Annotated in this window: 24 protein-coding genes; 4 read left to right on the forward strand and 20 right to left on the reverse strand. The window is 64.5% G+C overall.

The window, feature by feature from the left end; all coding sequences use genetic code 11:
- Positions 1 to 76: 76 nt before the first annotated feature.
- Both PCE31106_RS05095 and PCE31106_RS05100 read right to left on the reverse strand, forming a co-directional pair.
- Positions 77 to 997 carry an ABC transporter permease gene (locus PCE31106_RS05095; RefSeq protein ID WP_437343791.1) on the reverse strand — a complete coding sequence of 307 codons (921 nt, stop codon included), beginning with the start codon at positions 995 to 997 and terminating at the stop codon, positions 77 to 79.
- 10 nt (positions 998 to 1,007) lie between these two features.
- Positions 1,008 to 1,808: an ABC transporter ATP-binding protein gene (locus tag PCE31106_RS05100; RefSeq protein ID WP_150562599.1), complete on the reverse strand. Its 801-nt coding sequence runs from the start codon at positions 1,806 to 1,808 to the stop codon at positions 1,008 to 1,010.
- Between the two features lie 214 nt (positions 1,809 to 2,022).
- Between PCE31106_RS05100 and PCE31106_RS05105 the strand changes: the two genes are divergently transcribed.
- Both PCE31106_RS05105 and PCE31106_RS05110 read left to right on the forward strand, forming a co-directional pair.
- Positions 2,023 to 2,685 (forward strand): response regulator transcription factor, encoded by a 663-nt coding sequence (locus tag PCE31106_RS05105; RefSeq protein ID WP_017232029.1) that lies wholly within the window; start codon positions 2,023 to 2,025, stop codon positions 2,683 to 2,685.
- On the forward strand, positions 2,682 to 4,049 hold the full coding sequence (locus tag PCE31106_RS05110) for a sensor histidine kinase (RefSeq protein WP_017232030.1): 1,368 nt from the start codon (positions 2,682 to 2,684) through the stop codon (positions 4,047 to 4,049). The genes PCE31106_RS05105 and PCE31106_RS05110 overlap by 4 nt, the downstream gene beginning before the upstream one ends.
- Before the next feature lie 143 nt (positions 4,050 to 4,192).
- Here PCE31106_RS05110 and panB read toward each other — a convergent pair whose 3' ends face one another.
- The 6 genes from panB to hda are packed head-to-tail and all read right to left on the reverse strand — an operon-like array spanning position 4,193 to position 9,194.
- A complete protein-coding gene (gene panB, locus PCE31106_RS05115) occupies positions 4,193 to 5,011 on the reverse strand; it encodes a 3-methyl-2-oxobutanoate hydroxymethyltransferase (protein WP_150562600.1) in 819 nt (272 codons plus the stop codon).
- A gap of 54 nt (positions 5,012 to 5,065) precedes the next feature.
- Positions 5,066 to 5,722, reverse strand: a complete 657-nt coding sequence (locus PCE31106_RS05120; RefSeq protein ID WP_026131614.1) for a deoxynucleoside kinase — start codon at positions 5,720 to 5,722, stop codon at positions 5,066 to 5,068.
- A complete protein-coding gene (gene folK / locus PCE31106_RS05125; RefSeq protein WP_150562601.1) occupies positions 5,719 to 6,231 on the reverse strand; it encodes a 2-amino-4-hydroxy-6-hydroxymethyldihydropteridine diphosphokinase in 513 nt (170 codons plus the stop codon). The genes PCE31106_RS05120 and folK overlap by 4 nt, the downstream gene beginning before the upstream one ends.
- Positions 6,228 to 7,742: a polynucleotide adenylyltransferase PcnB gene (gene pcnB / locus PCE31106_RS05130; RefSeq protein WP_150562602.1), complete on the reverse strand. Its 1,515-nt coding sequence runs from the start codon at positions 7,740 to 7,742 to the stop codon at positions 6,228 to 6,230. Before pcnB ends, folK begins: the two co-directional genes overlap by 4 nt.
- Complete coding sequence (locus tag PCE31106_RS05135) at positions 7,739 to 8,428, reverse strand: histidinol-phosphatase (protein WP_150562603.1); 690 nt, start codon at positions 8,426 to 8,428, stop codon at positions 7,739 to 7,741. The genes pcnB and PCE31106_RS05135 overlap by 4 nt, the downstream gene beginning before the upstream one ends.
- A 55-nt stretch (positions 8,429 to 8,483) precedes the next feature.
- Entirely contained in the window at positions 8,484 to 9,194 is a 711-nt protein-coding gene (gene hda, locus PCE31106_RS05140) for a DnaA regulatory inactivator Hda (protein WP_017232036.1), read from the reverse strand.
- Between the two features lie 146 nt (positions 9,195 to 9,340).
- Between hda and purM the strand changes: the two genes are divergently transcribed.
- Complete coding sequence (gene purM / locus PCE31106_RS05145; protein ID WP_017232037.1) at positions 9,341 to 10,387, forward strand: phosphoribosylformylglycinamidine cyclo-ligase; 1,047 nt, start codon at positions 9,341 to 9,343, stop codon at positions 10,385 to 10,387.
- 161 nt (positions 10,388 to 10,548) lie between these two features.
- Here purM and PCE31106_RS05150 read toward each other — a convergent pair whose 3' ends face one another.
- From PCE31106_RS05150 to PCE31106_RS05165, 4 genes are all read right to left on the reverse strand, one after another.
- A complete protein-coding gene (locus PCE31106_RS05150; protein WP_150562604.1) occupies positions 10,549 to 11,601 on the reverse strand; it encodes a nucleotidyl transferase AbiEii/AbiGii toxin family protein in 1,053 nt (350 codons plus the stop codon).
- A complete protein-coding gene (locus tag PCE31106_RS05155) occupies positions 11,598 to 12,317 on the reverse strand; it encodes an AbiEi antitoxin N-terminal domain-containing protein (protein WP_150562605.1) in 720 nt (239 codons plus the stop codon). The genes PCE31106_RS05150 and PCE31106_RS05155 overlap by 4 nt, the downstream gene beginning before the upstream one ends.
- A 205-nt stretch (positions 12,318 to 12,522) precedes the next feature.
- Entirely contained in the window at positions 12,523 to 13,332 is an 810-nt protein-coding gene (locus tag PCE31106_RS05160) for a hypothetical protein (protein WP_150562606.1), read from the reverse strand.
- A 112-nt stretch (positions 13,333 to 13,444) separates the two neighbouring features.
- Positions 13,445 to 15,025: an MFS transporter gene (locus tag PCE31106_RS05165; protein ID WP_437343792.1), complete on the reverse strand. Its 1,581-nt coding sequence runs from the start codon at positions 15,023 to 15,025 to the stop codon at positions 13,445 to 13,447.
- Positions 15,026 to 15,207: 182 nt separating this feature from the next.
- On the opposite strand from PCE31106_RS05165, the gene PCE31106_RS05170 reads away from it, so the two are divergent.
- On the forward strand, positions 15,208 to 16,089 hold the full coding sequence (locus PCE31106_RS05170) for a LysR family transcriptional regulator (protein WP_150562733.1): 882 nt from the start codon (positions 15,208 to 15,210) through the stop codon (positions 16,087 to 16,089).
- A 21-nt stretch (positions 16,090 to 16,110) separates the two neighbouring features.
- Here the strand turns inward: PCE31106_RS05170 and PCE31106_RS05175 are convergent, their stop codons facing one another.
- From PCE31106_RS05175 to miaA, 8 genes are all read right to left on the reverse strand, one after another.
- Positions 16,111 to 17,025: a LysR substrate-binding domain-containing protein gene (locus PCE31106_RS05175; RefSeq protein ID WP_150562607.1), complete on the reverse strand. Its 915-nt coding sequence runs from the start codon at positions 17,023 to 17,025 to the stop codon at positions 16,111 to 16,113.
- A gap of 47 nt (positions 17,026 to 17,072) precedes the next feature.
- Entirely contained in the window at positions 17,073 to 18,314 is a 1,242-nt protein-coding gene (locus PCE31106_RS05180) for a metal-dependent hydrolase family protein (protein WP_017232720.1), read from the reverse strand.
- Positions 18,315 to 18,388: 74 nt separating this feature from the next.
- Positions 18,389 to 19,585, reverse strand: a complete 1,197-nt coding sequence (locus PCE31106_RS05185; protein WP_150562608.1) for a M24 family metallopeptidase — start codon at positions 19,583 to 19,585, stop codon at positions 18,389 to 18,391.
- Positions 19,586 to 19,701: 116 nt separating this feature from the next.
- Positions 19,702 to 20,622 (reverse strand): ABC transporter permease, encoded by a 921-nt coding sequence (locus PCE31106_RS05190; RefSeq protein WP_254440918.1) that lies wholly within the window; start codon positions 20,620 to 20,622, stop codon positions 19,702 to 19,704.
- A 26-nt stretch (positions 20,623 to 20,648) separates the two neighbouring features.
- Positions 20,649 to 21,713, reverse strand: a complete 1,065-nt coding sequence (locus PCE31106_RS05195; RefSeq protein ID WP_026131728.1) for an extracellular solute-binding protein — start codon at positions 21,711 to 21,713, stop codon at positions 20,649 to 20,651.
- A 76-nt stretch (positions 21,714 to 21,789) separates the two neighbouring features.
- The gene (locus PCE31106_RS05200; protein WP_150562609.1) at positions 21,790 to 22,842 is read right to left on the reverse strand and encodes an ABC transporter ATP-binding protein; all 1,053 of its coding nucleotides are present in this window, start codon (positions 22,840 to 22,842) and stop codon (positions 21,790 to 21,792) included.
- A gap of 1 nt (position 22,843) precedes the next feature.
- Complete coding sequence (locus PCE31106_RS05205) at positions 22,844 to 23,719, reverse strand: ABC transporter permease (protein ID WP_026131729.1); 876 nt, start codon at positions 23,717 to 23,719, stop codon at positions 22,844 to 22,846.
- Between the two features lie 175 nt (positions 23,720 to 23,894).
- Positions 23,895 to 24,842, reverse strand: coding sequence for a tRNA (adenosine(37)-N6)-dimethylallyltransferase MiaA (miaA, locus tag PCE31106_RS05210; protein ID WP_150562610.1), 948 nt, complete (start codon positions 24,840 to 24,842; stop codon positions 23,895 to 23,897).
- Between the last annotated feature and the right edge of the window lie 6 nt (positions 24,843 to 24,848).

Consider the following 24,848-nt stretch of genomic DNA (forward strand, 5'->3'; position numbering starts at 1 on the left):
CGGATAGTTGGAATTATTCATACCCCCGAAGGGGCGTCAATCAGACACTGCCGCAAAAAATCGTGCGAATCGTGAGTCAGTGCTGCATGCCCCAGCGGTGCAGCGTGCGCTTTTCGATGCGGGCGAACAGCAGGTTCTCGACCGCGAGACCGATCAGGATCACGAAGAACAGGCCGGCGAACACATTGGCCGTCTCCAGCGAATTGCGGTTCTCGAAGATGTACCAGCCCAGACCGCCCGAGCCGGACGACACGCCGAACACCAATTCCGCCGCGATCAGGGTGCGCCACGCAAACGCCCAGCCCACTTTCAGCCCGGTGAGAATGCTCGGGAACGCGGCCGGGATGAGCACATGCCGAACCAGCGCGAAACGCTTGAGCCCGTAGTTCTGCCCGACCATACGCAGCGTTTTCGATACACCGCGAAAGCCGCTGTGCGTGTTGAGCGCCACGGCCCACAGCACCGAGTGCACGAGCACGAAGATCACGCTGCCGTTGCCCAGGCCGAACCAGATCAGCGCGAGCGGCAGCAGTGCGATGGCCGGTAACGGGTTGAACATGGCCGTGAGCGTTTCGAGCAGGTCGTTGCCGATCTTCGAGCTGATGGCGACGGTGGTCAGCACGCCCGCGAGCCCGATGCCGATGCTGTAGCCGATGAGCAGCGTCTTGAGCGAGACGGCGGCGCGCAGCAGCAGCACGCCGCTCGTCAATCCGCCGGCGAAGGCGCTGACCGTGTCGGTGAAACTCGGGAAGAGCAGCGCGTTGTCGAGCCAGCGGCCGTAGATTTCCCAGATCACGGCGAGCACGCACAGGATGAGCGTCTTGCGCAGCCAGCTCAGCCGATACAGCGTTTCGAAGGTCGACAGCGGACGCTGAATCGACGACAGCTCGGCGGGCGTCGGTTCCAGCACGAATTCCGGCCGGTAGACGGCTTCGAGGGGCGCTTCAGCGCTCGCTTGGGCGGACGACGGGGTGTGTTGCGAGGTCATGGCGTTCATGGCCGTCTCCTCAGTGGGCTGCGAACAGCAGTTGATCGATGCGCGTCTCGAGCGCGCTCTGGTGCGCCGTACCGAGTTGCTCCGGGGCGATGCTATTGAGTTCGGCCTTGACCTGGCCGGGGTGCGGCGAGAGCAGCAAAATGCGCGTGCCGATGCGAATCGCTTCGTCGATGCCGTGCGTGACGAACAGCACCGTGAAACGCGTGTCGTCCCACAGGCGCAGCAGTTCGTCCTGCATCTTGCGGCGGGTGAGGGCGTCCAGCGCGGCGAACGGCTCGTCCATGAGCAGGACGTCGGGCTCCATCGCCATGCCGCGCGCGATGGACACGCGCTGTTTCATGCCGCCCGAGAGCGTGTGCGGATAACTGTCGATGAACTTCGCGAGGCCAACCTTTTCGATGTAGTGGGCGGCACGCTCGGCGGCGTCGCGTCGCTTGAGGCGACCGCTGGCGATCAGCGCGAACTCCACGTTCTGACGCACGGTTTTCCACGGCAGCAGTTGATCGAATTCCTGGAACACCATCATGCGATCGGGACCCGGTTCGGTGATCGTGCGGCCCTTGAGGCGAATCTCGCCGTGGACCGGCGGCAAATAGCCGCCAATGGCCTTGAGCAACGTCGATTTGCCGCAGCCCGACGGGCCGAGCAGCACGAACCGGTCGCCCGGATAGACGTTGAAGCTCACTTGCTGCGCGGCGGTCACCAGGTAATCGTCGGTCTTGTATTGCAGCGTGACGCCATCGATTTCGAGCAATGGCGGCACCGCGGGCGCAGGGGTCCCGGCGGCGCCCGCATGGGGGGCGTTGTGCATTGCGTGTCTCCTGAGGGATGCTTTTATAATCGGTTCCCATGCTAAGCAGCGAAGCTGTAGCGAAGCTGACACGTCGGGCGCACGGCGCCCGAATTCAGGGGAAACCCCGAGGAAGTCGCCGGCGATTTCCGAGAGAATCCCGAGACCATCACGGACATTCGCCGGGAAGAATACCGGGCGCCCCGTGATCACCATCGAAGGAGACTCAGGAACCATGCGCATCATGCTGGTGGAAGACACCGCCGATGTCGCCGAAGCGATTGCCACCCAGTTGCGCAGGCTCGGCCACGCGCTCGATTGCGAGACCGACGGCGCGGCCGCCGCGGCACGCATCGGCGACGATTACGACCTGTTGATCCTCGACGTCATGCTGCCGCACATCGATGGCTTCGAGTTGCTGCGACGCGTGCGCGAGCGTGGCCTGTCCACACGCGTGCTCATGCTCACCGCGTGCGCGGAGATCGAGGAACGGGTGCGTGCGCTCGATCTCGGGGCCGACGACTACCTCACCAAGCCGTTCGATTTTCGCGAGCTGGAAGCGCGCGTGCGAGCGCTCATGCGGCGCACCGGGCAGGACGCCACGAATCGGCTGACATGCGCCAACCTCACGTTGGACCGCAAGAGTCGCGGCGTCGAGGTCGATGGCCTGCCGATCGAACTGACGCGTCGCGAAGTGACACTGCTCGAAATTCTCGCGGCGCGCCCGGGACGCATCTTCGGCAAAGACGAACTCATGGATCGCCTGTATGGCGACGAGCCGGCGCCGAATGCGAACGCCATCGAGCAATATGTGGCGCGTCTGCGCAAGAAGCTGGCCGCCGCGCAATTCCAGATTCGCACGTTGCGCGGACTGGGTTATCAACTCGTGCTGTCATGATCGTTCCCGGCCGTTCCCTGTATCTGCGGCTGGTCGTTCGCATGGGCGCCGTGCTGGCGTTCGCCGTGGCGGCGGTGCTGCTCGGCATCTGGTTCTCGACGCGCGCGGCCGTCGACCGCGCGTACGACCGCTGGCTGCTCGGCAGCGCGCTGCAGGTCGCGGAAAACACGTGGTATCAGAATGGCGAGGTCAACGTCGACGTACCGCTCGCCGCCTTTTCCGCCCTCGCGCCGGGCGATCAGATCTTCTACAACGTACTCGATCCGAACGGCCGCTCGGTCGCGGGCGATTCGGAGTTCCGTCCCGATATTCCGTGGGACAAGCTGGCCGGCGGGCCGGTCGTGGTCGACGGCACGTACCAGGAGATGCCCATCCGCATCGCCATCGTCGGTCGCCGCATGCCGGTGAGCGCGCCGCATCCGTGGGCCGTGGTGGCACTGGCCCACACGCAGAACGCACGCGTGCGGTTCACGCGTGGATTGGCGGACAACACTTTGCTCATCACCATCGCCACCGGCGTGCTGACAATGCTCGCGGCGTTGTGGACGCTGCGTCAGGCGCTCGCGCCGCTCAAGCAGATCGAAGCGGCGATCCGGGCGCGCGATTCGAACGACCTCGTGCCGTTGGCGGTGACGGCGCCGGCCGAGACGCTGGCGCTCGTCGGTGCAATCAATGACTTCATGCAGCGGCTGGCCACCTCGCGCGCGCTGATGCGTCGTGTCATCGGCGACGCCGCGCATCAATTGCGCACGCCGGTGACGGCGCTCACCGCGCAGGCGGAAATGCTCACGCAGACGCAGGACGAGGCGGCGCGTCAGGCACATATCGCGCGCATCCAGAAGCAGGCGCGTGGGCTGGGCGGACTCATTCACCAGTTGATCAATCACGCGATGGTGCAGCATCGCGCCGACAGCGTGGCGCCCACGCCGGTCGATCTGAAGGCGTTGTTGCCGGTGGCGATGCGCGAGACGCTGTCGTATGCAACACGCGATATCGATGTGGCCTTTCACGCACCGCCGACGCCCTGCATGATCGTCGGCGATGCCCTGAGCCTGCGCGAAGCGATCAAGAACGTGCTGGTCAACGCGCTGGCATATGGCGCACCGCATCGGCTTCACGTCGATGTGACGCGTGTCGACGATCAATGGCGCGTGCGGTTCTTCGACGATGGGCCGGGCATCCCCGAGTCGGAGTGGCAGCGGGTGCGCACGCCGTTCTCATCGCGTGCCGACGGACGCGAAGGGGCGAGCCTGGGGTTGGCGATGGTGGCCGAGGTGATGCTTGCACACGGCGGGACGATGACGTTCGAGGGGGGCCGCGACGCGGGGTTCGCCGTCGTGTTGACGCTGCCGATGGCCGGATGAGCGCGGAACGAATGCGCAAGGGGGCGCAAGGGGTGCGGCAGGATCGCGGGAGGTTCGAGCTCGCGTGGCGCATCAGCGTGGACCGAGGCAGCGGCGCGTTCGCGAACCGCTGTCTCGTCAGCGCGTGGGCGGCGTCCGCTCGCTCAGAAGCAATGCGCTTGCGCAGGGAACGTGCCGTGCTTGACCGCTTGCACGTACGCTTCGATGGCGGCGGCAATGCTCGGCTGGCCTTCCATGAAGTTCATCGAGAACTTCGGTGACTTGCCGGGGAACACGCCGAGCATATCCTGCAACACCAGCACTTGTCCGTCGCATTCGGGACCGGCCCCGATGCCGATGGTCGGCATCGTCGGCACTTCCGGTGTGACGCGCGCCGCGACGGCGGCCGGAATGGCTTCGAGTACGACCAACTGCGCGCCTGCCGCTTGCAGCGTACGCGCATCGTCGATCAACTGCGTTTGCGCAGCCTCTTCGCGCGCCTGAACCTTGAAACCGCCGAACGCGTGCACCGACTGCGGCGTGAGTCCCAGATGCGCACACACGGGAATGCTGCGCTCCACCAGAAAGCGCACCGTCTCGGCGAGCCACGCGCCGCCTTCGATCTTCACCATTTGCGCGCCGGCCTGCATGACGGCCACGGCGCTCTGATAAGCCTGCTCCTTCGTGCCATAGGTGCCGAACGGCAGGTCGGCCAGTATGAGTGCCTTGTCGACACTGCGCGCGACGCATTCGGTGTGATAACAGATGTCGCGCAACGTGACGGGCAACGTCGTGCGCTGGCCCTGGATCACGTTGCCGAGCGAGTCGCCAATCAGAATGGCGTCGACCCCCACGCGGTCGAGCAGCGCGGCGAAACTCGCGTCATACGCGGTGAGCATGGCGATCTTCTCGCCTCGCTCGCGCATCTGGGCAAGCCCGGGAACGGTCACGGCCTTGCGGTTGGATTCTTGCAGATAACTCATGTCAGCCTCGGTTCATGAGGTGTCGCCCGTTCGCCTGCGCGGCGCGGGCGACGATCAGGGGCGAGCGCCCTTGACGAAGACTTCCTTGCGTCCGCGCATCTGATCGATGCGTTCGACCAGCAGGGCGAAGTCATTGTCGTTATGCGCCGGGTCGAATTGTTCCGTGTCGACCGTCAATACCGGCGCAGCGGCGTAATGATAGAAGAATTCGCCGTAGATGTCGCACAGCGCGCGCAGATACGTATCGGGAATTTGCTGTTCCATCGGAATGGCGCGCTTCTGAATGCGCGCGAACAGCGTCTCGGGGCTCGCCTGCAGATGAATCACGAGGTCCGGCGCCCGGTGCGGCCGCTCGATGTGCGCCACGAGCCTGCGATACAGATCGAGTTCGTCGGCCGAGAGCGTCAGGCGTGCGAACAGGCCATCTTTTTCGGGAAGAAAGTCGGTGAAGATCGGTTTGCCGTCGATCTCGCGCCGGGCAATTTCCGTCGCCTCGTCGACCCGTTGCAGACAGAACGACAACTGCGCGGGCATCGCGTAGCGTGCGCTGTCGCGATAGAAACGTTCGAGAAAAGGATTGAGCGTGGGCTGCTCGAGCAACACTGTGGCGCCGGCGGCATCGGCCAGGCGCTGCGCCAGCGACGTCTTGCCGACCCCGATGGGGCCCTCGACGGCCAGGTAGCGAAAACGCCCGAGGACGGGCGATCTCATGACACGTAGGCGCGCTTCGTCGGGCAGCAGCACTGCGCGACGCGCTCGATGCGCTGGTCGGCGACGCCCAGCAGCAAGGCGCTGACGCGGCCCAGGCCAGGGATGTCGAGTTCAGGAGCGAGATCCGCGAGCGGGCGCAGCACGAAGGCGCGCGCGGCCATGCGCGGATGCGGGACGATCAGGTCGGGTTCGGCGATGCACTCGTTGCCGTACAGCAGCAGGTCGAGATCGAGCGTGCGCGGCGCATTCTTGTACGGTCGCTCGCGTCCGAAATGCAACTCGATCTTCAGGCACAGCGTGAGCAACTGATGAGCGCTCAGGCTCGTCTCAACGGCGACGGCGCAGTTGAGATAGTCGTCGCCGCTCGATTCGATGGGAGCCGTGCGATACAGGTCAGACTTGCCAATGATCGTGACGCCGATCTGCTGCGCCAGGCAGACGATGGCGTCCTTGATCGATTGGCGGGCGTCACCGAGATTCGCGCCGAGCCCGATATAGGCAACAGTCATGAAGCACCTTCGGAACCATGCTGTCGCGATGATACCCGCTTGCCCTGATTCTCGCTGGTCGCGCTCTCGTTGCCGCCGCCCCCGTCGCCACGTTCGCCGCCCGAGCTTTCGCCACTGCTTCCGCCCGTCGGTTTGCGACGTCGGCGGCGACGCTTGGCGGCCGGCGTGGAGCCCGGTCCGCTGCCTTGGGAAAGCAGGGTGTCGCGTGTCGCGGCGTCGCCTTCGAGGAAGTCGGTCCACCACTGGCCGGCTTCGGCCGGGACTTCACCGGATTCGCAACGCAGCAGCAGGAAATCGTAACCCGCGCGCAGGCGCGGATGCTCGAGCATGCGCAGCGGCGTGCGGCCAACGCGTTTGTCCAGGCGCACCTGCAAGCCCCAGATATCCTTCATGTCGGCGACGAAACGGCGTTGGATCGCCAGCTTGCCGGTTTGCGCGTCGAGCACGTCGTCCATCGCGAGATGCAGCGCCGGAATCGGATATTCGCCCGCACTTTGATAGGCCTGCCACTTTTCGAGCACGAGATGCCAGAGCAGCGCGGCGAACAGGAAGCCCGGCGAGACCGGCTTGCCTGCGCGGATGCGTGCATCGGTGTTGGCGAGCGCCAGCATGACGAATTTCTCGCCCAACGGCTGCTCCAGTACCACGTCGAGCAACGGCAGCAGGCCGTGATGCAGCCCCTGCTCACGCAGTTGCTGCACACACGCCCACGCGTGACCCGAGAGCAGCAGCTTGAGCATCTCGTCGAACAGACGCGCCGCTGGCACGTTGTCGATGAGTGGCGCGAGCTGTGTAATCGGCTCGGCCGTCGCGTCGTCGATCTTGAAGCCGAGCTTGGCCGCGAAACGCACCACGCGCAGCATGCGCACGGGGTCTTCGCGGTAGCGCGTGGCCGGGTCGCCGATCATGCGCAGCACGCGCTTCTGAATGTCTTCCCAGCCGTGGTGATAGTCGTGCACCGTCTGGGCCGCCGGATCGTAATACATGGCGTTGACGGTGAAGTCGCGCCGGGCGGCGTCTTCCTCCTGCTCGCCCCAGACGTTGTCGCGCAGCACGCGGCCCGATTCGTCGGTGACGTGCGTCTTGCGGTCGAGTTCGCCTTTTTTCGGACGACGTGCGCCGATCTGCTCGCTGTCGACGGCATCGACCAGCGCCCGGAACGTGGAGGTCTCGATGATCTCCTGGCCGAACTGCACATGCACGATCTGGAAGCGGCGACCGATGATGCGCGCGCGGCGAAACAGGCGCTGGACCTGCTCGGGCGTGGCGCTGGTGGCGACGTCGAAGTCTTTCGGGGCAATGCCCAGCAGCAGATCGCGCACGGCGCCGCCGACGATGAAGGCCTTGAACCCGGCTTGCTGCAGGGTGTCGGTCACGCGCACGGCGTTCTTCGAGAGCAGGCTCGGATCGATGCCGTGGACCGAGGCGGGGATGACGACCGGCTTGCCGGTCGGGGGCAGGTTGGCCTGGCTGTCTTTGCCAAGCAGTTTCTTGATGAGTTTGCGGATCACTGGAACAACTCGAGAATGGGCCAGCGACGCGCCAGCGCGATGTCGCGCAGCGCCTCATCGGGGTTCGTTGCCACCGGATGGTTCACCTTCTCCATCAGGGGGACGTCGTTGGCGGAATCGCTATAGAAAAAGACGTGGTCGAAATCGTGCCACGACTTGCCAAGGCTGGCGAGCCAGGCTTCGGTGCGCGTGATCTTGCCCTCGCGGAAGCTCGGTGTACCGACATAGTCGCCGGTATAGCGTGCGTCCGGCGCGTTCGGATCGTCGCCGGCCACGGCCGGTTCGGTGCCGATCAGGTGATCGATGCCGAACGCCCGGGCGATCGGCCGCGTGACGAACGTGTTGGTGGCCGTCACGATCGCGCACAGGTCGCCGGCCCGGCGGTGCGTGTCGAGCAGTTCGAGCGCTTCGGGACGAATGTGCGGCAGGATCGCTTCTTCCATGTACTGCGTATGCCACGCGTCGAGCTGGTCGCGCGGATAGCGCGCGAGCGGCGCGAGGCAGAAACGCAGATAAGCCGGCATATCGAGCCGGCCTTCGCAGTAATCCTGATAGAACGCCTCGTTGGCCTGTGCGTACGAATCACGCTCGACAGCACCCTGGCGCACGAGGAAACGACCCCACTCCTTGTCGCTGTCCGTGGGCAGCAGAGTGTGGTCGAGATCGAAGAGGGCTAAATTGGTCATTGCGCGAATTTTACCTGAAGCTAGGGGCGGCTTACCTGAACCGGCGCGATACCGGTCAGTTTTTCCCTTCGGGGACGGCCGGATCGGTGTGGGTCAGCATCTGGCGCAGCAACGGCAGGGTCACCGCGCGCTTTTGTTCCATCGAAAATCGGTCGAGACGATCGAGCAACGCCATCAGGCTCGACATATCGCGCTCGAAGTGCGTGAGCAGATAGGCGGGCACATCGGTCGCCAACTGCAACCCGCGCTCGCGGGCGGCATTCTGCAGCGCCTGCTTCTTGCCGTCGTCATCGAGCCCCACAATGTGAAATACGAGGCCCCAGCCGAGGCGGGTGCGCAGGTCTTCGCGCAGCGGCATGTCGACAGGGGGCTGGGCGCCTGCGGCCACGAAGGCACAGTGCGGGCGGGCGCGTGTCTCGTTGAACAGGTTGAAGGCGGCGATCTGCTGGGTGGGGGAGAGATGGTCGCAATCGTCGACGCAGTAGACCGTGCTCGCGTCGTCGAACGTGAAGGCGGCCAGGGGGCTGTTCGGGCGCAGATAGCGCGCGCTTGGGCCCACGGCATGGCACAGGGCCTCCATCAGGTGGGTGCGGCCGGACCCGGCCGTCCCCCAGAGGTAGATGCCGCGATCGCGCGCCGTGCCGGCCGAGAGTTCGGCGGGCAGGCCGGCGAGCGTTTGCGCCGCCTCGCGATTGGGCCCGACAATGAAATTGTCGAACGTGGCGGGCGGCGGTGTGCCGAGGTCGAGAAACAGTTGCTGGATCACGAACGAGGAAAGCCGGCAAAAGGCTGGCGGAGTGCGGTTTACAGGGCAAGCCGACGTCGGCTTGCGTCCGATATCCGGTTTGCATGCCGAAAGGGCACGCGCATCGGGTAAAATCGCATTTTACCGAACCTTGATGCATTCCCGTCATGTCACACCCTAACGAAACATCCGGCCTTTCCTATCGCGACGCTGGCGTCGACATCGAAGCGGGCGACGCATTGGTCGAAGCGATCAAGCCGTTTGCCAAAAAAACCCTGCGCGACGGCGTGCTGGGCGGCATTGGCGGCTTCGGCGCGCTGTTCGAAGTACCCAAGCGCTACAAGGAGCCGGTGCTTGTTTCGGGGACCGACGGCGTGGGCACCAAGCTCAAGCTGGCCTTCACGCTGAACAAGCACGACACGGTCGGCCAGGATCTGGTCGCCATGAGCGTGAACGACATCCTGGTGCAGGGTGCCGAGCCGCTGTTCTTCCTTGACTACTTTGCCTGCGGCAAGCTCGACGTGGCCACCGCGGCCACCGTCGTCAAGGGCATCGCCCAGGGGTGTGAGCTGGCGGGCTGTGCCCTGATCGGTGGCGAGACGGCCGAAATGCCGAGCATGTACCCGGACGGCGAGTACGATCTGGCGGGTTTTGCGGTCGGTGCGGTCGAGAAGAGCAAGATCATCGACGGCACGACCATCGTGCCGGGCGACGTGGTGCTGGGTCTGGCCTCGTCGGGTGCGCATTCGAACGGTTATTCGCTCGTTCGCAAGATCATCGACGTCGCCAAGCCGGATCTGGACGCCGATTTCCACGGCCAACCGCTGCGCGACGTGCTGATGGCGCCGACGCGCATCTACGTCAAGTCGCTGCTGGCGCTGATGCAGTCGCTGCCGGTCAAGGGCATGGCCCACATCACGGGGGGCGGCATCGTGGAGAACATTCCGCGTGTGCTGCAAGACCACTTGACGGCCGACATCAAGCAAGACGCCTGGACGCTGCCGCCGTTGTTCCAGTGGCTGCAGGCGCACGGCAAGGTGGCCGACGCCGAAATGCACCGCGTGTTCAACTGCGGTATCGGCATGGCGGTGATCGTCGCGGCGGCTGACGCCGACGCGGCCGTCAAGCACCTGGAAGCGTCGGGCGAGACGGTCTACCGTCTGGGCACGATCCGCGAGCGCAAGGAAGGTGAAGCGCAGACGATCGTGTCGTAAGGCCCGGGAGGGCGATGCCCTCCGGATATGCGCAATGCACTGAGAGCCCGCCGGCGATCGCGGCATAACCCCAGGCACAGGCCATAGAGCCGCGCGGTACGCTGGTGCCCGGCATTACTGGGGGCAATGCTCTCGGTTTCCACGGTCGCGAGAACTAGAATCTAAGTGGCCATTGCTGCGCCATTGACGATCTGCTCGAAGTGTTCTGCGCTGCGCAGCACCGCGTCGAGTGGGGGGACGTCGTCGAAGACCATGCCAGCCATTGCGTCATAGTCTTTTTCCAGTGCCTCTCGCATCGCCGGACTTGGCGCCAGCGTAAACGTACCGGGCGCTGCAATATCAAGCCCCAGATCGGCGCTACCGAAGAACAACCTCGCATGGTGAGCACAGTCGATCGCCAACGCGTGATCGACTTGCCACGCGGCTGCACACGGCGCCTGCATCAGTTGATGCACGTCATAGTAGTGGCGCGAGACACGTTGTCCGCCGTGTCGCAGTTCACCGCGTCGATCATGCCATTGACGTAGTCCATGCAAGATCATGACCTTGTCCCAGAAGGTGCGCTCGGGCCTCACAGTGGTCACATTCGTCACGGTCAAATCCAAGTCTGGCAGGTCCTGTGTGACGTAGGGCGTGACGGAGGCCGCGACATGCGGATCGAGTGCAGACTTGGCGCCGGCCTCTATCTTGACGGCTGAGCGGATGTAGTCGCCAGCCGTGGCCGTGACTGAGGGATACCAGAACAGCAAGCTCTGACCATCCTTGTCGTCGGGATCGGGCGCCAGCCGAAAACGCTCCTCGGGAATGACAGATGCTGCGAGATGAGTGAACTGTGCGGTTAATGGCCCTGCAATGTAAGCCTGGCATGCATCGCGGATGGCATCGAGACGTGCACGGCGCTTCTTGCCGCTCAACGCATCCAGATCGGCAATCTCGGCACTCTGCCCCAAGTCGTCACGAAACACTGTGATGTCAATGTCTTCGGAAAAGCGGGCAATGAGACCGAAGGCTTTTGAGAGCGAAGTGCCGCCCTTGAACAGTAGGCGGGGGCCACCCGCTTCGAGACCGTTAAACAGCGCATCCAGTGTCCAGCAGACCCAGAAATCCTTCTCGATGTTTTGAACCGCTGTACCCAGGCGAGCTGAGGCGCCAAGAAACAAGTCTCGCCGCTCGGCATCGCTGGCGGTGATGACGGAATGGAATGATGGATTCAACGGACCTCCACGTGTTTGGCCGAGCGGCGTCGCGCAGACGGTGGCTTTTCATCACTGGGTGATTGAGGTGTTGCAGTCGACGCGGTCCGCGGGTCACATCCGGGAAGTTCACGGACCAGACTTTGCATCCACGCTGGCAACACGTTGAAACCTTCAAGCAGATCCTGGCGGAGCGCATCGCCGTGAATAGGGTCGGCCAGCACATTGGTCAGCTTGTTCAGAATAAGAGAACGTTCTGAAGTCAACGTGTCTTTCAACCAGTGCAGCGCCTGTACGATTCGCATGGCCGGACGCCCCGCCCAGTAAAGTCGGCTGGGTGCTGTTTGCTTGAATTCAATGGTGAGTTTGTCCAGCTGAATTGCGCGGCGACGGGTGTCGGTATGGATGATGACACGTGCTGGTACCGCATGGGTCAGGCCGAGGTCATTGGCGGCGGTCATGCCGTCGACCAACAGGCGGAGGTGATCGCGGCGGGCAATGGCTTCAGCCACGGCACGGTAATCCGGCGTTGTTGGACGTTGGGTCAGGCTATTGACCTTGGGCCTGTCATATAGGCCCCTGTCGATGCGACGCAACTCTCCCGCCTGCACCATGCGCTGCAGGGCTTTGTCGATGGCCTCACGACTGCCCAACTGCGCAAAGTCGGTCGGTACCCAAACTTGTCCGGGTTCGGCCGCTTCGATCAGGGCTGAAATGTGGGATTTGAGTGCGGACATTATCCCTCCTGTCCGATATTTGTATACTTTTTTCGGACGAATGACAAGGGGATGTCCGAAATTTGTGGATTTATTTCGGACGAAACGAGCCGATATTCCGCCTCGGTACTGGTCCACCTCTAGGGGTTAGCCGTCTGCTTAGCAAGACCCATGAGTGGGCATCCCGGCGTTTCGCTGTCGGGCTCGCGGGCTGCGCCCGGCGCTGTTAGTTGTTCCCGTTGCGTTCGCGCTGGCGGAGTCGCTTCATGTATGCATCGTCGACCAGATCGTCCGGCCCCAAGTCCAAGGCGCAGTTCGCCAACGAGGCCAGCGTCCGGTCGGTGAGCTTGAACCCGCTTGGCAGTTGGCCGTAGCTCTTCGCGCTGTTTTCCTCGATGGCGGCGAACAGCGCCTTGAAGAAGTCAGCACGTGACGGACGCGTCGCCGCCGTGGCGGCGGCCGTCAACGGGTTCGTGGCCGCCCCGACAGCCTTATCAGCATCGGCGGCGAGTTCCTGCAAGAGCTCGCCCAGGGAGGGCCAGTATTTCAGGTCGAACCGAGTACGAAGGGCGTCCAGCTTTTCTTGGACGTAGGACTGGAACAGATAGTTGTGCTGCGACGCCGCTTCGATGACGTTGCAAACGTGGTAATGGGTGTCGCTGGTGAAGCCGGATGTGTCGTGGAGATCGGAGCGCTGCTCCAGCAGCATCGCCAGTTCGGCCGCCTTCCTTGCAATCTGCTGGTTGACGTTGGCGAGATCGCTGCGCGCGGCGCGCGCTTCCTGCATCTTCTCCGGATTCCAGAACGCAGCAGTACTCAAAACCAAGCCGAGAAAGACCCGGAGCGCCGGCGAACGCGCGTGGAGTTTGTCGTGCAATTCTTCGTAGGCATCGCGCAGCTCGATTCCACGCCTTAACAGCCGATCCGCAACGGCGTTTTCGCTGGGCAGGATGTGGTGCTCGATGTTGTAGCGCTTCCCCTCCAGAAGAAGGTTTTCGCAGGTTTGCTGCGCGTTTGTTGGTTGCAATGAACTCATGCTCGGTCCTTGATTTATCTAACACTTCACAACGTACAGAACCAAGGCGAGCTTGTCGGTACCCCAGCAATTAGCGCCTAACAGTCTCTGAGGTACCCGCGATATTCAATGGTCAGTGTGCGGCGGTGTCGGTCGAGGGCTCACCCAGCTCCGCCACGGCGGTGCGCGGTTTGCCGCTCAGGCAGGCCAACACGATGATGGCGCACAGCAAGGTGACAATCGCAAGTCGGTCGAGCAAGGTCGCGAAGGCGCGTTCGTAAGCGTCACGCAACGTGGCTTCGTTCCATGCCGGAACATCTGCCATTGCCCCGCGCATATCCCCCGCAACGAGCCGATTGATGGCCTCACGTGCCACGTCCGGTGTCACGGCCCCGTGCGGGGCGGGCAGTTGCGCACCGGTCATCGCGATCAATACGGCCCCTACGATGGCGAGCGCCACGCCTTCGCTGGCCACGCGCGTCGTATTGAAAATGCCCATGGCCATGCCCGCGCGGTCGGTCGGCACCACGCTTACCGAAAGCCCATCCATCAGACCCCACGGAATCGCGCTACCCGTGCCGATCAGCAGCATCGGCCACAGCGAAGGAGTCAACGCGCCGCCGTTAGGCGAGCCGGCCACGCGTGCCAGCCATTCCAGCCCTGCCGCCGCCACCACCAACCCCGTGCTGCACAGTACGCCGGCAGGAATGCGCCGCGCCAACTGCGTGGCGATGAACGGCACCACGAGCATCGGCAGCGACAAGGCCATCATGCGCAAGCCGGCCACGACCTCGCTGTCACCATGCACGCCGATAAAGCGCAGAGGTAGCAACACAAGCAGCACAATGTAGCAACAGCACGTGGCGATGGGCAACATCTGCACGCCGAGGAAACGCACGTAGCGAAAGAGCGACAGGTCGAGCATCGGGTGCGCTACGCGCCGTTCGATGGCAACGAACGCGACGGCCAGCATCGCCGCGAGCGCGAGCGCGACGATGACCGCCGGCGCCGTTATTCCCCGCGCAGAGGCTTGAATTACGCCATACGTCAAGCACGAGAGCGCGCTGGTGAAGGACAGCGTGCCGGGCCAGTCGAGGCCCGTCGCTGTCGCATCGCGCGATTCGCGCACGCTGCGTGCGCCGAGGCCCAGCGCGAGCGCTGCGAGAACCGCAGTGGCAACAAATACGCCTTGCCAGCCGAAGCGCGCGATGAGCGCCCCGGCGAGCAATGGCCCGAATGCCAGACCCGCGCCAAAGGTCGTACCCAGCAAACCATAGGCACGCGCTCGGGCGTGGTCGTCGAAATCCTGCGCGAGCGAAGCGCCACCGCCTGCGAGCGTTGCAGCGGCCGCCACGCCTTGCAACGCGCGAAGCCAGTCGACAACGAGCGCCGTCCTGGACATGGCGAGCGCCAGTGACGTGAGCAGCAAACATCCCACACCCAACAGGAATGTGCGTTTGCGTCCGAAGGCGTCGGCGCACGCGCCGGCCGCCATCAGGCAACTGCCGAACGCCAGCATGAAGGCGCTGGTGATCCAACGCATCTCGAGTGCGCTCCCATGCAATGCCGCTCCGATCGCTGGTGTGGCGACAGCGCCGCCGGAGAAACTCATGGGCAGGAGTAACGCGGCGAGGCAAACGGAAAAGAGGCCCATTAGTCGGCGGCGCAGCGAGGTATCGGCGCGCGCCAAGGGCCGGGAAGCCATGATCGACATGAAGAAAGTCCTGATTAAGACACGCTGACGCGCACCTGAAGCGGAAAGGGAACGTTGGCCGACGTCACGTCACACATGTTAAAAAATCGTCAATGTGGGATAAACAGGCCAGGAGTTCGTGGATTAAGGAATAGAATTCCGCAATGCGGGGCGCACAACCAACCGCGCGGGAGCGGCCGATGATGGACAATCTTGCGGAAATAGCCGCATTTGTAAGAGCGGCCGAGACCTTGAGCTTTGTGGCGGCTGGGCGGGCGACGGGCGTGTCGGCGTCGGCGATTGGCAAGCAGATTGCGCGGCTCGAAGCGACACTCGGCGTGCGGCTTTTCCAGCGCAGCACGCGTCGCGTGAATCTCACGGAGGCGGGGCAGATCTACTACGAGCGTTGCCGGCGAGTGCTTGACGAACTGGCCGACGCCCGCGCCATGCTCTCCCAGGTGTCGCAGACACCGCGCGGCATATTGCGCGTCGGGCTGCCCGTCACGGCTTACCGGTTCCTGATGCCGCGGCTGCCAGCATTTGCCGAAAAGTATCCCGATATCGAACTCGATCTGGATTTCGACGACCGCATCGCGGATCTGATCAAGGGCGGGTTGGACCTGGTGATTCGTAGTGGCGTTCTGCCGGATTCCACGCTGATGTCGCGACGCGCGGGTGAATTTCGCTTCGTGCTATGCGCGTCTTCCGGCTATCTCGCCCAGAGAGGCACACCGCAAACCCCGAACGATCTCGAGACACACGCATGCATTCGCTTTCGTTTTCCGACTTCGGGAAAATTGCAGTCGTGGGCGTTCGTGTCGGCGTTGGCGGACGAACCGAAGCTGCGCACAAGCCTGACATGCAACAACATGGAGGCACTGCTGAGTGCGGCTACCCACGGACTGGGCATTGCGTATATGCCTGACTTTTTGGCCCGCGATGCGCTGGCCGCGGGCAAACTTCAGGTCGTCCTCGACGCCTATCTGGAAAATCCCGGTCAGTTCTGGATGTTGTGGCCGTCCAGCCGTCACCTCTCGCCGAAGCTGCGCGTGTTCGTCGACGCTATGTGCGACCGGATGCTGTAGACGCCGGCGATGGTTGCCGCGTCAGCGCTTCATCCGCGCCTCCACGGCTCGCATGACATCCTCCAGCGTGGTCTCCATCACGCGCACGAGATCGTCGAGTTGCGCGCTGGGGGCCGCGGCGCGAGGCGTGATGCGCAGCGTATGAAATGGCATCGACGGCTCGAAACGTCGCAGCACGAGATCGGAGTCGAGGAAGTCGTACGCCGACACCGGGTGCAGCAACCCGATGCCGACGTTCTCTTTCACCATCGTGCCGATGTTGACCGAGTAGCGAGCCGTGGCAACAACCTGCTGATGCAGATTGCCCTCGGCAAAGAGTTGATCCATGCCCCAGCGCACCATGTCGGTCGGCTCGTAAGACAGGATCGGCTGCCCCTTCAGATCGGCCAGACGGATCACCTTCTTGCGCGCGAGGACGTGCCCCGCGGGTAGGGCGCAGATCGCGTCGAGGTTGGCGAACGAGACGGCATCGGTCGCGGCCACGTCGATCGTATTGGTCACGAGGCCGAGCGCGAGCTGATGCGTGACGACCTGGTCGCGAATCAGATCGGAGGCCCCCGTGGTCAGCGCGAGCTGCACGCTCGGATGCAACGCCCGGTAGCCGGCCATCACGCGTGCAAAGAAGCCCAGACCGAACGACACGACCGACCCCACGCGAATGACGGCCGTGTCGGGGTTACGCAGATTCAGCGCGAATTCGCGGATGTTGTCGAGGCCGGCATAGCGGCGCTCGACTTCCTCGAAGAGCGCGAACGCCTCGGCCGTCGGTTCGAGCCGTCCGCGCGCGCGATCGAACAGCGTGAGACGCGTCGAGCGTTCGAGATCGGCCACGAGACGGCTGACCGCGGACTGCGACGTGCCGAGCACCTGGGCCGCTTTGGTAGTCGTGCGCGTGAGCATCAGCGCCCGAAAGGCGTCGATGTGCCGGAAATCCATCGATTCTCCACGGAAGGGTTAGCTGTCGGGGCCCTTGCGCATGGGGCCTACAGCGCGAAAGCGTGGATTCTACCGCCCTTCATCACCATCGGAATCCGCTCCCCCTGGCCGAGTAGACAATCGATCGACGCCAGCGGATTGCCGTCGACGATCAGCACGTCGGCATGCGCGCCGGGCACGATCTCGCCCAACTGGCCCGACTGGCCGAGCACCTCGGCGCCGATGACCGTCGCGCTGCGCAGAATCTCCGCCGGCGAGAGCACTTCGGCGCGTAGACGGAATTCGTCGCTTTGCAGGCGCTGCGACTCACCCAATAAATCCGAGCCGTACCCCATCTTTACACCGGCCTCGCGGAAGATCTCCAGCGAACGCAGGCCCGCCGCATGAACATTGGCGATCTTCGCGACGCTATCGTCGGGCAGCCCGAGCGACTTGCCTTCGTTCGCGAGGGCGTCGTACGTCACCAAGGTGGGTACGACGTAAGCGCCTTGCTCGGCCATGTAGCGGGCCGTGGGGGCGTCGACGAGGTTGCCGTGTTCGATGGTGCGCACGCCGCAGCGCACGGCGCGTTCGATGGCCGATGCCGTGTAGGCGTGGGCGAGCACATAGGTGCCGCGCCCGCGGGCCTCCGCGACGATGGCGCGGATTTCGTCTTCGGCATAACCCCAGGCCCCAACGGGATCGGTGGGCGAGGCCACGCCGCCCGAGGCCATGATCTTGATTTGGTCGGCGCCCATTTGCAGCTCTTCGCGCACCGCGCGTCGAACCTCGTCGACGCCATCGGCCACGCGCGACAGCGCGCCGACGCGCACGCAGCACGGGCAGGGCCCGTCGGTGCCGAGGTAGTCGGTGCGCGCGCGACCGTCGCCGTGTCCGCCGGTCTGGCTGATCGCGCGGCCCGACACGAACAGGCGCGGCCCTTCGGCCAGTCCGCTTTCGACCGCTTGCTTGATGGCGTGTCCCGCACCGCCCGCGTCCCGCACGGTGGTGAAGCCGCGCCGCAGCATGCCCTGCAGAATCGGCACCGACCGGAGCGTGACGAGCACGTTCGGCAGATGGGCTTGCGAGGCCAGGTTGAGCTGCGTGGCATGCACGTGCACATGCAGATCGATCAGTCCCGGCATCACGGTGCGCCCGTGTGCATCGATCTCGCGCGCCGACGCCGCCCGAATCGGCTTGTCCGACACTTCCTTGATGCGTCCGCCTTCGATCAGTACGGCGTGGTCTTCGCGCAGCTCGCCCTTGACCGGGTCGAGCAGCGCACAATTCGACAACAGAATCGACTCCATGACCTCTCCTCCAGGATGGTGTGTCTGGGGTTGCCCGGGTCAGCGGGCAACCGTGACTCGCGGGCCTGCAATCGTCAATCGATCGTGGCGTGGGCGAGCGTGCGGGGCGTGCGCGTGAGCATCACGGGGGTGTCGCCGGTGACGACCGAGTCGTCCAGACGGAAGCCCCCCAGGCCGTAGACATAGATGCCGGGCTCGGCCGAATACACCTCGTTCGCGAGCAGCGGACGATGGTTGAACGCCATGTCGTCCGGGTACTCGTGGCCGATGATGCCCATGCCGTGGCCCGTGCGATGTCGGATGAACTCACCGCACCCCGCTTTCTCGATGACGGCCTGCGCCGCGGCGTCGATCCCCGAGACGGGCTTGCCGGTGACGGCCGCGTTCACTGCGGCTTCATTGGCGGCGCGCGCGACCTCGTAGTAGCGCGCCTGCTCGCTCGACGGCTTGCCGCAGAACCACGTGCGTTCGTTTTCGATCACGAGACCGTTCAGGCGCGGGATCACGATGTTGACCATGCCGTCGCCCGCATTGATGCGCGCTCCGCACGATGCCCCATCGCCATGCGGCGAGGCCGAGGCGGGGCCGGAGAGCGTCCAGCAGCGCATCACTTCGAGGTTTTCGCCGGGGAAGCGCTTGGCCCCTTCCGTGACCATCAGCGCGGCCATCGCGTAGTCGAGTTCCTGCACCAGACGGCCGGGACGAATGTTCTCGCGATACCGGTCCTGCACCCAGTCGGCCAACTCGGCGGCGGCCCGCATGATGGCGATTTCCTCGTCGTGCTTGACCCAGCGCAGGGCGCGCATCTCGGCAAGCATGGGCACGAGCTTCGCATCGGGCAGCAGGCCACCGGCGCGCGCGAGCGGGCCACCGGCCGCATCGACGCCAATGCGCGAGCCTGCCAGACCGGCCGCGCGCAGCGTGTCGGCGATCAGTGTGGGCACATCGGCGAGCAGCGGCTGGCGCTGGGTCACGCGCGGATGCTCGGCGTAAAGCGTGACGCGATCGAGATCGAGCCACAGATGGCCCCGCTCGCGCGCCATCATCAGGTGATGCGTCGACAGCTCGTTCATCACCGCGAACGGCTCGCCGTTGCGCGGCACGCACACGGCGATGGGGCGCTCCCACGTCTGCACATCGACGTGGAAGTTCGTGGCCCACTGAAAGAAATCGGCGGCGGTGAACACGAGCGCGTCGACGCGCGCGCGGTCCATCAGGTCTTGCATCAGACGATGGCGGTACTGACGTGTCGCATCGGAGAGAGTCGGCATCACGAAGTCCTTATCGGCAAATTGGGGCAAATGTCAGGGGCAGACGGCGTTGGGCACGACCGACGGATGGGGCCGGTCGGCACGCAAGGTCGCGCGGATCAGGGCGGGCAGATCGGTCAGGTCATCATCGTCTTCGCATAGCGCCGATGGATGATCCAGTGCGACGCAATGGCGAGCACGAACGTCACCACCATCGAGACGATGGACAGCACCGCGCCGAACGGCCAGTTGTTCGCTTTCGCGATCTGGTCGTAGATCGTGGGCGTCATCATGGTGATGCCGGTGCCGCCGAGCAGTACGGGGGTGGCATAGGCGTTCATGCAGAGAATGAACACGAGCATGGTGCCGGCGGCGATGCCCGGTGCGGCCATCGGCAGGATCACGCGCGTGAGTGTTTGCCAGAAGGTGGCGCCCAGATTGCGCGCGGCTTCCTCGACGGAGAAGTCCATGCCTTCGAGCACGCTTTGCAAGGTGAGGATCATGTAAGGCAGCACCACGGCGGTGGTGCCCACCACGACCGCGAACGGCGTGTACAGCAAGCGAATCGGCTGCGGCACGATGCCCAGTGACACGAGCATGGCGTTGACGAAGCCGGCCGTGCCGAGCATGACCATCCAGCCGGCCGCGCGCACGACGTTGCCCACCAGCAGCGGGAAGACCAGCAGCATCACCAGCAGGCTCTTGAAGCGGGTTTGTGTGCGCGCGAGCACGTAGGCGACCGGGAAGCCAAACACGAGCGCGAGCGCCGTGCACAGCGAGGCAACCTTGATCGTCGTCCAGAGCACCGAGAGGTAGTACGGATCGGTGAAGAACTTGACGTAGTTCGTGCCGGTCAGTGCCGCCTGCATCATGTCGACCGGATCGAACCGGTTGAAGCTGTAGCGCACCAGTTGCAACCCGGGCAGCACGATGACGAGCAACACGACCAGGGTGGCGGGCGTGGCGAGCGAGCCGCCAGTGAGCGCGCCGCGCACCGCGCGCGCGGTGGCGGCCCGGGAGGCTCGGGCGTCGTCGGCAGCCGGTGGGGATGGCGTCATCGCAGGCTCCGGGGTGTCGGCGACGCTCACAGACCCACCTTGAATTCCTTGTTCCAGAAGTCGAGCAGCGCGGGCTTGTCGGCGGTGAAGCGGGCGTAATCGAGCTTGACCATGCGATCGAGTTCGGCGCGGGTGAAGCCCACGCTTTCCTGCAGCGACGGCGGCAGATTCGCGTTCGTCACGGTCGGCGCATAGCCCATCGTCTCCGCAAAGCCGATCTGGGCGCGCGGATCGAGCATCGCGTTCAGGTAGTTGAAGCCGCACAGCTTGGACTGCGAATTCTTCGGCACGGCGGCTTCGAACGTTACCGGCACGGCGCCTTCCTTGGGCACCACGTAATCGATCGGCACGCCCGCCTTCTTCCATTGCAGCGCGCGCGCTTTCCACATACAGGTGAACCAGATGTCGCCGCTCTTGAGGGCCGACGCCACGGCTTCGTTCGACGGATAGACCTTGGGCTGCTGCGACTTGCGCAATTCGCGCAGGAATTGCACACCACCGGCCATATCGCCGTCTTTATGGCCGGCCGCGAGCGAGCTGCTCACCACGTTGAAGTTGTAGAGGATGTCCGAGAAACCCACACGGCCCTTGAGCTTGGGATCGAGTGCGGCGGTGAATGAGTCGGGCTTCGTGCCGAGCTTCTCCGGGTTGTAGACGATCACCATCGCGCTGAAGATGTGCGGGATCGAGTACGGACGGCGCAGCGCCTCCAGCGCATTCGCCAGATTCGGGACGAGCTTGGCGTCGACCGCTTCGAGAATGCCCGAGCGGTTGATGTCGTACATATCGAGATCGGCCAGGCATGCAACGTCGAGCGAGCCGCGTCGCGACGCCTTCTCGGCGCGCAGCTTCGTCATGCGCTCGACCTGACCGGCCGAGTCGTACGTGACCTTGCCGCCGGCGGCTTCGATGATCGGCTTGCCGATGTTCTGTTCGAGAAGATTCAGATAGTCGCCGCCCCAGGTGCCGACGACCACGTTCGGGCAGGCGGCGGCAGCGTGTGCCGAGAGGGCATCGAGGCCGAGCGCGGGGGCGATCACCAGACCGGAGGCGGTCTTCAGAAACGAGCGGCGGTTCAGGGCGTGCGTCATGTCGTCATCCTTCAAAACGTTGGCCACGAGGTTGGCCAATACATGGGCCGAAGCGGGTGGAAGTGAGGCAGTGTCGTCAGGCGTTGAAAAACAGGCAATCGGTGCTGGCAAAGCACGCGTTGAGGGCGCGGCCCGGGGCATAGCGGCCGACGTCGTCGCGTGCGGTGTTCTGCACGTGCGCGACGAGCATCTCGCCCTGCGCACTCTTCAGACGGAGTTCGAGCGTGGAACCGAGATAGATCGTCTGGTCGACCGTGACCGGCATGGCCGTTTCGTTGTGCACAGGCGTGTCGCTCAGGCGCAGGCGCTCGGGGCGAATGCCGAGCGTCGTGGCGTCGGGGGCGGCGCTCGGCAACGCCAGGCGCTCGCCTTTGGCCGTCACGAACTGGCCGTCGGTCATCCGCCCGGCGAGGAAATTCATCTTGCCGAGGAAGTTCGCGACAAATGGATTGGCCGGGCGTTCGTAAAGCGCATCGGCGGTGCCGATCTGCTGCACGCAGCCGTCGTGCATCACGGCCAGGCGGTCGGCAATCGCCAGCGCTTCTTCCTGATCGTGGGTGACGAAGATCGTCGTCAGGCCGAGCCGTCGCTGCAAGGCGCGGATCTCTTCGCGCACTTCGGTGCGCAGCTTGGCGTCGAGGTTGGACAGCGGCTCGTCGAGCAGAAACACGTCAGGACGAATCGCCAGTGCGCGGGCAATCGCCACACGCTGCTGCTGACCGCCGGAGAGCTGGCGCGGATAGCGATCCGCCAGCGACGTGAGACGCACCATATCGAGCGCTTCGCGAATCCGCGTAACGCGCTCGGCACTCGACACGTGCCGCATCTCGAGGCCGAACGCCACGTTCTCTGCCACGGTCATGTGCGGAAAGAGCGCGTAACGCTGGAACACCATGCCGGTGTTGCGGCGATGCGCGGGCAGGCGCGAGACCTCCTTGCCGCCGATCCAGATTTCGCCGGCCGTCGGCTCGACGAAGCCCGCGACCATGCGCAGCGTCGTGGTCTTGCCGCAGCCGCTCGGGCCAAGGAAGGCGACGAGTTCGCCGTCGGCAATCTCCAGCGAGAAGTCCGCCACGGCGGCGGCGTTGCCGTATTGCTTGCGCAGACCGCGCAACGAAACGTTGGCCATGTCAGATCACCTGGCTGAGTTTGACGAAGCGATCGGTGATCAGCATGACGATGCCGAGCAGGACGATCTGCGCCGCGGAGACGGCGGCAATCGTCGGATCGAGATTGAATTCGAGGTACTGCATGATCGCGATGGGCAGGGTGGTTTTGCCCGGTCCGACCAGCGGCAACGTGAGTTCGAGGTTCTCGAACGACACGATGAAGCTGAACAGTCCGGCCGCGACGACCGCAGGCCGCAGCATCGGCAGCGTGACGCGCCACAGCGTGCGCCACGGGCCCGCGCCGAGATTGCGAGCGGCTTCCTCGATGGTGCCGTCGATCTGTGCAAGGCTCGCGCCCACGAGACGCATCGTCCACGGAATGGTCAGGCAGACGTGCGCGATCACGAGACCGCCGAAGGTGCCGACGATGTCCATGTCGAGCGCGTTTTCGGCGCGCAGATAGAAAAGGTAAGTCGCGATGCCCGCGACGATGCCCGGGACCACGAGCGGCAACAGCAACACATTGCCGAGCGTGCGGCGGCCGGGAAAGCGATAACGCGCGAGGGCGAGAGAGGCGGCGACACCGAGGATTACGCCGCCGATGGCCGCGCAGGCGGCGAGCTGGAGCGAGAGCAGGAAGCCGTCGGCGAACGCGGCGTTGCGCCAGGCATTCAAATACCATGAGAGCGTGTAGCCGCTCGGCGGGAACGTGATGATCGCGTCTTTGAAGAAGCTCAGCCAGACGACGAAGATCAGCGGGCTGAGCATGAACAGATAGATCAGCGTGACCCCGGCGCGCACCGCCCATTTAGCGACGGGCACGCGTCGCGCGCCGCCGGTCGGCCGCCGCAGCCCGTCACCCGCCACCCCACTTGGCTCCATCGAAGTCTGCGTCATTGGCGTCCTTCCCGGTATCGTGGATTCGATGCAAATTTGCATTGAACGAAACGTTGATATGCAAATTAGCATATCAAAATCGTCGTGCAAACCGGAAAGCTGTCAGGGTTTCAACGGAGGCTGGAGACGACTGGGGCGATAAGGCGATGCGGGTTCCGCAGGGATGGCGATGCGCTCAGACCTGCCAGAGCGCGCGTACGGCGTCGATGGCGTGTTGCAGGGCGTGGGCGGCCGTGCAGTCGACGATGTGGCGCTCGGGCATCGAGCGCAGCCAGGTGAGCTGACGCTTGCACAACTGGCGCGTCGCGAAGATGCCCTTGTCTCGCATCGTGTCGTAATCGATCTCGCCGTCGAGGTATTCCCATACCTGCCGGTAGCCGACACAGCGCATGGACGGCAGGCTCGGGTCGAGATCGCCGCGTGCGCGCAGGTGTTCGACTTCTTCGATGAAGCCGGCTGCGAGCATCAGACGAAACCGTTCGGCAATGCGTGCGTGCAGTACCGCGCGGTCGCTCGGCTCCAGCGCCACCGGCACGAACGTATGGGGCGTTGGCGCGGCAGGTGCCCGGGCTTCTTCGGCAAGCCATTGCGACATCGGTTTGCCCGACAGCACGAAGATTTCCAGCGCGCGTTGAATGCGCTGTGCGTCATTCGGCGCGAGGCGGGCGGCCGTCGACGGATCGACGCTCGCCAGCCGTGCATGCATGGCGGGCCAGCCCTCGCGCGCGGCATCATCGTCGAGTTGGGCGCGTACGTCGGCGTTGGCCGACGGCAGCGGCGAGAGGCCTTGCGTGAGCGCCTTGTAGTACAGCATCGTGCCGCCGACGAGCAGCGGGCGGCGTCCGCGCGCTGCAATCTCATCGACAAGACGCAGCGTGTCTTCCCGGAATTGCGCGGCGGAATAGGCGTCGCGCGGATCGATGATGTCGATCAGGTGATGGGGAACGGCGGCCAGCTCGGCCGCGCTCGGCTTGGCCGTGCCGATGTCCATCTCACGATAGACGAGGGCGGAGTCGACGCTGATGATCTCGAGCGGAGTGTCCTGCGCCAGCGCAAGGGCGGCGGCGGTCTTGCCGGATGCCGTCGGGCCCAGCAGGCAGACGATCGGGGAAGATGACGTCATGAGCGG

The organism is Pandoraea cepalis (assembly GCF_902459665.1).
GTDB classification, from domain to species: Bacteria; Pseudomonadota; Gammaproteobacteria; order Burkholderiales; family Burkholderiaceae; genus Pandoraea; species Pandoraea cepalis.